Source organism: Streptomyces sp. NRRL B-24572 (assembly GCF_002156145.1).
Lineage (GTDB): Bacteria > Actinomycetota > Actinomycetes > Streptomycetales > Streptomycetaceae > Streptomyces > Streptomyces vietnamensis.
Map to the genome: position 1 here is coordinate 1 of NZ_MWIG01000444.1, position 9,029 is coordinate 9,029.

Annotated in this window: 8 protein-coding genes and 1 pseudogene; 4 read left to right on the forward strand and 5 right to left on the reverse strand. The window is 73.4% G+C overall.

The annotated features are described in order from the left end of the window. On the forward strand, window positions 1–665 hold a 665-nt coding region (locus CCN56_RS25455; protein ID WP_218779443.1), incomplete at its 5' end, for an alpha-2,8-polysialyltransferase family protein. Between the two features lie 98 nt (window positions 666–763). On the opposite strand, the gene CCN56_RS25460 is transcribed toward CCN56_RS25455, so the two are convergent. Continuing rightward, window positions 764–1,537 (reverse strand): VOC family protein, encoded by a 774-nt coding sequence (locus tag CCN56_RS25460; protein WP_086830323.1) that lies wholly within the window; start codon window positions 1,535–1,537, stop codon window positions 764–766. A gap of 159 nt (window positions 1,538–1,696) precedes the next feature. On the opposite strand from CCN56_RS25460, the gene CCN56_RS25465 reads away from it, so the two are divergent. Next, on the forward strand, window positions 1,697–2,524 hold the full coding sequence (locus CCN56_RS25465) for a sulfurtransferase (protein WP_086830319.1): 828 nt from the start codon (window positions 1,697–1,699) through the stop codon (window positions 2,522–2,524). A gap of 57 nt (window positions 2,525–2,581) precedes the next feature. Here CCN56_RS25465 and sepH read toward each other — a convergent pair whose 3' ends face one another. Continuing rightward, entirely contained in the window at window positions 2,582–3,622 is a 1,041-nt protein-coding gene (gene sepH, locus CCN56_RS25470; RefSeq protein WP_041131644.1) for a septation protein SepH, read from the reverse strand. A 564-nt stretch (window positions 3,623–4,186) separates the two neighbouring features. On the opposite strand from sepH, the gene CCN56_RS25475 reads away from it, so the two are divergent. Then, window positions 4,187–4,984 carry a hypothetical protein gene (locus tag CCN56_RS25475; RefSeq protein ID WP_256962131.1) on the forward strand — a complete coding sequence of 266 codons (798 nt, stop codon included), beginning with the start codon at window positions 4,187–4,189 and terminating at the stop codon, window positions 4,982–4,984. 26 nt (window positions 4,985–5,010) lie between these two features. On the opposite strand, the gene CCN56_RS25480 is transcribed toward CCN56_RS25475, so the two are convergent. Together CCN56_RS25480 and CCN56_RS25485 are read right to left on the reverse strand one after the other, a co-directional pair. Continuing rightward, window positions 5,011–6,360 carry a D-arabinono-1,4-lactone oxidase gene (locus tag CCN56_RS25480; RefSeq protein ID WP_086830320.1) on the reverse strand — a complete coding sequence of 450 codons (1,350 nt, stop codon included), beginning with the start codon at window positions 6,358–6,360 and terminating at the stop codon, window positions 5,011–5,013. Continuing rightward, window positions 6,290–7,561: an MFS transporter gene (locus CCN56_RS25485; RefSeq protein WP_086830321.1), complete on the reverse strand. Its 1,272-nt coding sequence runs from the start codon at window positions 7,559–7,561 to the stop codon at window positions 6,290–6,292. The genes CCN56_RS25480 and CCN56_RS25485 overlap by 71 nt, the downstream gene beginning before the upstream one ends. Before the next feature lie 155 nt (window positions 7,562–7,716). Here CCN56_RS25485 and CCN56_RS25490 point away from each other — a divergent pair, with 155 nt between their 5' ends. Then, a complete protein-coding gene (locus CCN56_RS25490; RefSeq protein ID WP_086830322.1) occupies window positions 7,717–8,850 on the forward strand; it encodes a ferrochelatase in 1,134 nt (377 codons plus the stop codon). Between the two features lie 43 nt (window positions 8,851–8,893). Here the strand turns inward: CCN56_RS25490 and CCN56_RS42075 are convergent. Beyond that, a pseudogene (locus CCN56_RS42075) lies at window positions 8,894–9,029 on the reverse strand (ferrochelatase); the annotation flags it as partial.

Sequence of the window (9,029 nt, forward strand, 5' to 3'; positions counted from 1 at the left end):
CCGCCCTCTCCCTCCTCACCGCCGAGGAGGAGGAAGAGCTGCACGTACGGATGCTGCGCGGGGCCGCCGCGGCCGGACACCGCTCGCTCGTCTTCAAGCCGCACCCGACCGCGCCCGCCCGCTACTCCCAGGCCCTGGACGAGGAGGCCGAGCGGAGCGGCGTACGGCTCACGGTCCTCGGCGGGCCGCTGCTCGCCGAGACCTTCTACGAGCGCTGCCGGCCCGAGCTCGTCGTCGGCTGCTTCTCCACCGCGATGCTCACCGCCGCCGTGTACTACGACGTCCCCGTCGCGCGCGTGGGCACGGCCGAGGTCCTCGAACGGCTCACCCCCTTCGAGAACAGCAACCGGATCCCGCTCACCGTCGTCGACCACCTGGTCGCGGACCTGGAGGGCGGCGAGGAGCCCGCGGTCCCCGGACCGGCCCCGGCCTCGCTCACGCCCCTGGTCCGGGCCGTCGGCTACTGCATGCGGCACAAGGTCCACCCGGGGCTCCGCGAGGAGGCCGCCGCCTTCCTGGCGGAGCACCACGCCGACCCCGGCACCGCCCACCACTTCACCGCCGAACGGCTGACCCAGCTCGGGCTGCCGGGCGGAGGGGCCGCCCCGGAGCGGACCGGCACGTCCCGGCTGCGCCGCGGCCTGGTACGGAGCCGACGGGCCTGAGCCGGTCGACCGGGGATCAGCGCCGGCTCGACCGGGTCAGCGTGGGGCCGACCGGGTCAGCGCGCGGCCGCCGGGTCACCGCTCGGCTCGACCGGGGATCAGCGCTCGGCGGACCTGACCAGGGTGAAGACCGCGCCCTCCGGGTCCGCCACCAGGGCGAGCCGCCCCGCCGTGCCCTCGCGCGGCGGGCGCAGCACCTGGCCGCCGAGCTCCACGACGAGCCGCGCGGCCGCGTCCGCGTCGGCGACCTCGAAGTACGTCATCCAGTGCGGGCCCCGGTCCCGGGGCAGCGAGTTGCCGACGCCGTGCAGCGAGGCCACCGGGGCCCCGGCCACGTGGAGCGTGGCGTAGTCGTGGTCGGCGGAGACGATCGGCTCGACGTCGAAGCCGAAGACCGTCCGGTAGAACTTGCCGACCGAGGACGTCTCGTACGTCAGGAGCTCGTTCCACACCGGGGTCCCAGGCGGTCCCGCCACCGCCGTGCCGTGGTGCTCCTCGGCCTGCCAGACCCCGAAGACCGCGCCGGTCGGGTCGGAGCAGATCGCCATCCGGCCCGCCTCGCCCGCGTCCAGCGGACCGACGGCGACGGTGCCGCCGCAGCAGCGGATGTTCTCGGCGGTCTCGTCGGCGTCCTCGGCGGCCAGATACGGGGTCCAGGCGATGCGCAGGTGCCGGTCGGGCGGCAGCTGGCCGATGCCCGCCACCTCCTTGCCGCCGAGCAACGCGCGCACGTAGGGGCCGAGCTGCTGCGGACCGGGGATGAAATCCCAGTCGAAGAGCGCGTTGTAGAACTCCTGGGTGGCGTCAAGTCCGTGCACCATCAGGCTCACCCAGCAGGGCGTGCCGGGCGGCCGCGGAGTCGCCTCGGTCATCGTCATTCTCTCCTCGGACCATCGTCGTGGCCGTGCCCCCGTCCGATGGTGACACCGACGGCAGCGCGGCGCGCCCCGGCCGTGCCACTCGTGGCGCGATCCCGTCGGAGGTCGCCGGGTCCGCCCCCGGCGGCCGTGCGGCTGCGCGAGGATGGCCCCATGAAGCCCATCATCTCCGCAAGCGAACTGCTGAGCGAGTCGGCCGGGCCCCGGCCGCCGGTCCTCCTGGACGTCCGCTGGACGCTGGGCGGCCCGCCCGGACGGCCCGAGTACGAGGCCGGCCACCTGCCCGGCGCGGTCTACGTCGACCTGGACGCGGAACTCGCGGGACCGCCCGGGAGCGGCGGCCGCCACCCGCTGCCCGATCCGGAGGCCTTCGGGGCCGTGATGCGCCGGGCGGGCGTCTCGGCGGACCGGCCGGTCGTCGTCTACGACGGGGGCCTCGGCTGGGGCGCCGCCCGCGCCTGGTGGCTGCTCCGCTGGGCGGGCCACCCGGACGTGCGGGTCCTGGACGGCGGCCTCGCGGCCTGGACGGGGGAGCTCACGGAGAAGGTCCCCGCCCCGGAGCCGGGCGACTTCCGGCCGGAGCCCGGCGCCCTGGGACTGCTCGACGCCGACGCGGCGGCGGCGTTCCCCGGTGCGGGGCTGCTCCTGGACGCGCGGGCGGCCGAGCGCTACCGGGGCGACGTGGAGCCGATCGACCGGGTCGGCGGGCACATCCCGGGCGCGGTGTCGGCCCCGACGACCGAGAACGTCGACGCCGAGGGCCTCTTCCTGGCCGCCGACGTCCTGCGCCACCGCTTCACGGCGCTCGGCGCGGCCGAGGGGACCCCGGTCGCCGTCTACTGCGGCTCGGGCGTCTCGGGCGCCCACGAGGTCCTCGCCCTGGAGATCGCGGGCATCCCCGCGGGCCTCTACGCCGGCTCCTGGTCGGAATGGTCCTCGGACCCGTCCCGCCCGGTCGCCACGGGCCCGGACCCGCGGTAGCGCCGTAGTACGTACGTGTAAGTACGGGGAAGGGCTTGGCCCTTCCCCGTACAGCCGTCAGTCCTGCTTCTTCCTGCGGGTGCCGAAGACGATCTCGTCCCAGCTCGGCACGGCCGCGCGGCGGCCCGGGCGGACGCCGTCCGCCTCGGCCTGGCGGTCGGTGGCGCCGTGCAGCCGGTCGCGGTGGCCCGAGACCGCGCGCGGCATCAGGACGTCGGCGTAGGCCGAGCCCGCGCCCGCCGAGGCGGCCGGGGCCGGCGGCTCCTCCGCCTCCACCTCTTCCGAGGGCTCGGTGTCGGGCGGCTCGGGCACGACCATGTCGCCGCGGAAGCTCGGCACGGCCTCCAGGAGGCTCGTCAGCGAGTCCCGCTCCTCCTCCGGCTCGACGGGCGCGGGCGCCCGCTCCAGCTGGCGGTCGGACCGGTCGATCTGGCGGTCCAGGGCGCGGTCGAGCGGCCTGTCCCGGGGCAGTCGGGCGATGCGCGGCACGAAGGGGAAGCTCGGCTCGGGCGCGGCGGCGATCGTGTCGTCCGTCTCGCCGATCAGGGCCCGCGCCTCGTCGTCGACGGCCTGGACGAGCCGTCGCGGCGGGTCGTACGTCCAGCTGGCCGTGTGGACCTCGCCCGCGACGCGGTAGACGAGCAGCACCTCCCAGGTGCCGTCGTCGCGCCGCCAGGAGTCCCACTGCACGGTGTCCTTCTCGGCGCCGCGCAGCAGCAGCCGCTCCTGAACCGCCTCGCCGAGCTGCGGGCCGCTGTTCTCCCCGGGCCTGCGGACCGGGGTCTTGCGGGCCCGCTCGGCCATGAAGGCGCGCTCCGCGAGCACGGGGCCCTCGAAGCGGCGTACGCGGTCGACGGGGATGCCGGCGAGCTGGGCGACCTCCTCCGCGGAGGCACCGGCCCTTATGCGGGCCTGGATGTCACGGGGGCGGAGGTGGCTCTCCACCTCGATCTCGATCTGACCGAGGCGCGCGCGGTCGTTGCGCACGGCGGCACGGAGCCGCTCGTCGATCGGAAGCGTGTACTCCGTGCTGTCAGCAGCCTTCAGCACCAGTCGTGTGCCGTCGTTGGAGACGGCCACGACACGCAGTTCGGGCATGGGGACCTCCCGGGTGGTGCCTGCCGACGTCACGTGCGTCGCTGCTTCCGCTAGTCGAGTGTGGCCTGCCCGGGTGCAGCCTGCCACTACCTTGCCGAGTTGCCCGGCGTGTCGGGCATGGACCCTGGAACGCCGTTATGGCACGGTTACCTGTTCACTACCCAAAGTGACTGGCGGTCACTCTGTGCAGTCGGTTTCCGTGCGATGCCGAGGCGTCGCCGGTTCGAGCGCCGTGTCCGGCCCCCTCCCCGTGATCGCGGGCACCCGTGAGGGCGTCCGGACCCAGGGTTCGTCAATGTACTCCATTCGGGCCACCTGGGTGGACCGGCGCGCCGCCCAACTTCTCGGGCGGTACGGGAGTTGAGTCTCCGCGATCTTCCCCCGTACGTGTCACTCTTCACAGAAACAGCAGAAACGGAACTATTCGCTTCTCCCGTTTGTCCCTTCTGGGTGCAAGACGAACAGATGAACCACCAGGGGTCGGAGATGCGTCACAGGCCGGAAACCGACGGGGCTGAGCCGGAGGAGGGGGAGGGGAGCGGGAAGAGAAGGATCGACCTGAGCGTGGCTCAGGTCTCCGGCAGCGCCCTGGCCGCGGTCATCGCCGCCAAGCTCGCCTCGACCCTCGGTGTGTACGGCACGATCCTCGGCGCCGGTGTGATCAGTGTCATCGCGACCTGCGGCGGACCGCTCTTCCAGTACGTCTTCAAGCGCACCGGCGAGCAGGTCCGTGACGCGACCGCGGTGGCCAAGCCGAAGGCGCGTCAGGTCCGGGTCCCGGCCGGGCCGCAGGACGACCGCACCCTCATGCTCGCCACGGTTCCGGCCCCCCTGCCGTCCGACGGGGAGTTCGGCGAGGCGACCACACACGGCACCCGCGTCCGGGGCTGGAAGCGGCCGGCGGTCGCCGCCGCCCTGGTCTTCGGCGTCACCATGGGCGGCATCACCGCCTACGAACTGGTCGCCGGGCAGGACTTCAGCGGCAAGCAGGGCACCACCACCTTCGGCTCCGTCGTGCACGGTGGCGGCGGCAGCGGCCAGGACGCGCCCGACCGGGACGCGGGGCCCACGCCCGCGCCGTCGGGGTCCGCGGACGGCACCGGGCGGCAGCAGGACGGCGCGGGCACCCCCACGACGGGACCCACGACGGGACCCACGCCGACCCGGGAGCCGACCACCGCCGCTCCGTCGACGGAGCCGACCCCCTCGGGTTCGGCCGGCGAGGGGACGACACCCGCCCCGACGCCGACCGGCCCGACGACGGAACCGACCGCGCCGACCCAGGAGCCGACCGCCGGGACGGTGCAGCCGGAGACCCCCACGGCCCCGGCACCGGCCGGAGCCGACGCCGGAGCCGAGTGACCTTCAGGCGCGTGTCCGCGTGACCGTCAGTCGCCCAGGACCCGGCGCAGGTAGTCGTTGGCGAACAGCCGGTCCGGGTCGAGCCGGTCGCGCAGCTCCGTGAACTCGGCGAAGCGCGGGTAGGCCTCGGAGAAGTAGGCGGCGTCGCGGGTGTGGACCTTGCCCCAGTGGGGGCGGCCCCCGTGCGCCGTCATGATGCGCTCCACCGCGGTGAAGTAGCCGTGGTGGGGCGTTCCCCTGTAGAGGTGGACGGCGATGTACGCGGTCTCCCGGCCCGAGGCCGTGGACAGCGCGATGTCGTCCGCCGGGGCCGTGCGCACCTCCACCGGGAAGCTCACCTTGAGCGGCGAGCGCTCGACTATCGCCTTGACCTCGCGCAGCGCGGTGACCGCCGCCTCACGCGGAAGCGCGTACTCCATCTCCAGGAAGCGGACCCGGCGCGGCGAGGTGAAGACCTTGTACGGGATGTCGGTGTACGTACGGGCCGACAGGGCCCGGCTGGAGACCTTGGCGATCGACGGGATGACCGGCGGCACCGCCCGGCCCAGCGAGCAGGCGAGCTGGAAGATCCCGTTGGAGAGGAGCTCGTCCTCGATCCAGCCGCTGATCTTTCCGGGCGGGGCGGCGGGGCCCGCGCTGCGGTTGTTGCGCTTGGTGTTGCAGTTGTCCGTGTGGGGGAACCAGTAGAACTCGAAGTGCTCGTTCTCCGCGTGCAGCTCGTCGAACTCGGAGGTGACCCGGTCGAAGCTCATCGGCTCCTCGCGCGCGGTGAGCAGGAAGACCGGCTCCACCGCGAAGGTGATCGCCGTGACCACACCGAGGGCGCCGAGCCCGATCCTGGCGGCCGCGAAGACCTCCGGATTCTCCTTCTCCGAACAGGTGAGCAGTTCACCCGAGGCCGTGACCAGCTCCAGTTCGCGGATCTGTGCGGCGATGGACGCCGACTCGCGGCCCGTGCCGTGCGTGCCGGTGGAGGTGGCGCCGGCGACGGTCTGCTCCATGATGTCGCCCATGTTCGTGAGCGACAGGCCCTCCCGGGCCAGCGCCACGTTGAGCCGCTTCAGCGGCGTGCCCGACTCGACCGTCACGGTCATCGCCTCGCGGTCGATCCGCCGGATCCCGGTCAGCAGGCCCGGCCGGATCAGCACGCCGTCGGTGGCGGCGATCGAGGTGAAGGAGTGGCCGGTGCCGACCGTCTTCACCCGCAGCCCGTCCTCGGCGGCGCGGCGCACCGCCTCGGCGAGCTCCTCGGCCGAGGCCGGGCTCACCTCCCGGGCGGGGCGGGAGGTGACGTTTCCCGCCCAGTTACGCCACGGGCTGCTCGCCGTCCCGGCGCTCCCCGATCCCGCTGTCCCCGCTGTTGGCGTCCTGCTCACGCTGTCCCTCCCGGTTAGGCGCCGGCCTGCGCAGCCGGCGGTGTCCGAGGAGACCCACCGCGACCGCGAGCGCGCCCGAGACGACGGGCACCACGTACCCCGCCTCCGCCCCCGACGCGTCGACCACCCAGCCGGCGGCCGAGGAGCCGAGCGCCACGCCGATCGCGAGCCCGGTACCCGTCCAGGTCATGCCCTCGGTCAGCTTGGTGCGCGGTACGTGCGCTTCGACGAGGGCCATGGTGGTCACCATCGTCGGTGCGATGGACAGGCCCGCGACAAAGAGCGCCACGGCCAGCAACGGCAAGTTCCCGGCCAGTAGGAGGGGGATCATACTCACGGCCATCGCGCAGATGCCCAGGAGCCATCTGCGGGACGCCTCGCCCTTGAGGCGGAGCAGCCCGAAGACGGCGCCGGCCAGGCCGGACCCCAGTGCGTAGACGGCCAGGACGAGGCTGGCGGCGGCCTTGTGGCCCTGCTCCTCGGCGAAGGCCACGGTCACCACGTCCACCGAGCCGAAGATGGCGCCGGTGGCGACGAACGCGAGGGTGAGCACCTGGAGGCCGGGGGAGCGGAGCGCGGAGGTGCCCCGGGCGCCCTCCTTGGGGTGGGGGACCGGCTCCGTGGCGCGCTGCGAGGTCAGCCAGAAGACGCCGGCGGCCAGGAACGCCCCGGCGAACAGCGGACCGGCCTCGGGGAACCAGGCGGTCGACAGGCCGATCGAAAGGATCGGGCCGAAGATGAAGCACACCTCGTCGACGATCGACTCCCAGGAGTACGCCGTGTGCAGGCGCTGCACCTCGCCCCGGTAGATCTCCGCCCAGCGGGCGCGGGTCATCGCGCCGACGCTCGGCACGCAGCCGATCACGGCCGTGAAGACGAAGAGGGTCCAGTCCGGTGCCTTCTGCTGCACGCAGAGGAGGAGCCCGGCGGCCGCGGCGAGCGAGACCAGCGTCACCGGGCGGAGCACCGCGCGCTGGCCGTACTGGTCGACGAGGCGCGAGACCAGGGGACCGAGGACCGCGGCGGACATCGCGAGCGTCGCCGAGAGCGCGCCGGCGAGCCCGTACCGGCCGGTGACCTGGGAAATCATGGTCACGATGCCGATGCCCATCATGGACAGCGGCATCCGGCCGAGGAACCCCGCGACGGAGAACGAGGCGGTTCCGGGCGCCGCGAAGATCGCGCGGTAGGGACTGGGCAAGAGAGGTCCTTGGTCAACACGTGTAATTAACCCCTAAAGCCTACGGTGTTGAACTCGATGCGTCATCCCCGTTTTCCGGACAGGTGTTGCCGGACGAACACCCCCCGGACGGGCCGCGCCCTCCGCCACCGGAGGCGGGTGGGAGGATCGGTGCCATGTCCGATCAGCACGATCCCGCCCCGTACGACGCCCTGCTGCTGCTCTCCTTCGGCGGCCCCGAGGGCCCGGACGACGTGGTCCCGTTCCTGGAGAACGTGACGCGCGGCCGTGGCATCCCGAAGGAACGGCTCAAGGAAGTGGGACAGCACTACTTCCTCTTCGGCGGCGTCTCCCCGATCAACGACCACAACCGCGCGCTCCTCGACGCGCTGCGGACGGACTTCGAGCAGGCCGGACTCGGTCTGCCGGTCTACTGGGGAAACCGGAACTGGGCGCCCTACCTCACCGACACCCTCCGCGAGATGATCACCGACGGGCGGCGCCACATCGCCGTCCTCACCACCAGCGCGTACGCCTCCTACTCCGGCTGCCGCCAGTACCGCGAGAACCTCGCCGACGCGCTCGCCACCCTGGAGGCGGAGGGACTCCCGCTGCCCCGGGTCGACAAGCTCCGGCACTACTTCAACCACCCCGGCTTCGTCGAGCCCATGATCGAGGGCGTCCTCGCCTCCCTCGCGGAGCTCGACCCGTCCGTGCGGGACGGCGCCCACCTCGCCTTCACCACCCACTCCATCCCCGAGTCCGCCGCCGACAGCTCGGGACCGGTCACCGAGCACGGCGAGGGCGGGGCGTACGTGAAGCAGCACCTCGACGTGGCCCGGACGATCGCCGACGCGGTCCGCGAGGAGACCGGCGTCGCCCACCCCTGGAAGCTCGTCTACCAGTCCCGCAGCGGCGCCCCCCACATCCCGTGGCTGGAGCCCGACATCTGCGACCACCTGGAGGAGCTCCACGGCGCCGGCGTGCCCGCCGCCGTCATGGTCCCGATCGGCTTCGTCTCCGACCACATGGAGGTCCTCTACGACCTCGACACGGAGGCCACCGCCAAGGCGGCCGGGCTCGGCCTGCCCGTCCGGCGCTCGGCGACCGTCGGAGCCGACCCGCGCTTCGCCGCCGCCGTCCGCGAGCTCGTCCTGGAGCGCGCCGCGACCGAGCGGGGGACCAGGGTCGAGCGGTGCGCGCTCGGCGCCCTCGGGCCCTCCCACGACCTCTGTCCGATCGGCTGCTGCCCGGCAAGGGCGGAGCGGCCCGCCGTGCGGCCTCCAGGGCGAGGTCGAGCAGTTCGGTGAGCAGGGGGTCGGGAACGTCGGAAACGTCGGTCACGCTGACTCCTTACGCGTACGGGCTGTCGGCTCCGGCGGCTGCGGGCCGCTCCGCCCTTGCCGGGCAGCAGCCGATCGGACAGAGGTCGTGGGAGGGCCCGAGGGCGCCGAGCGCGCACCGCTCGACCCTGGTCCCCCGCTCGGTC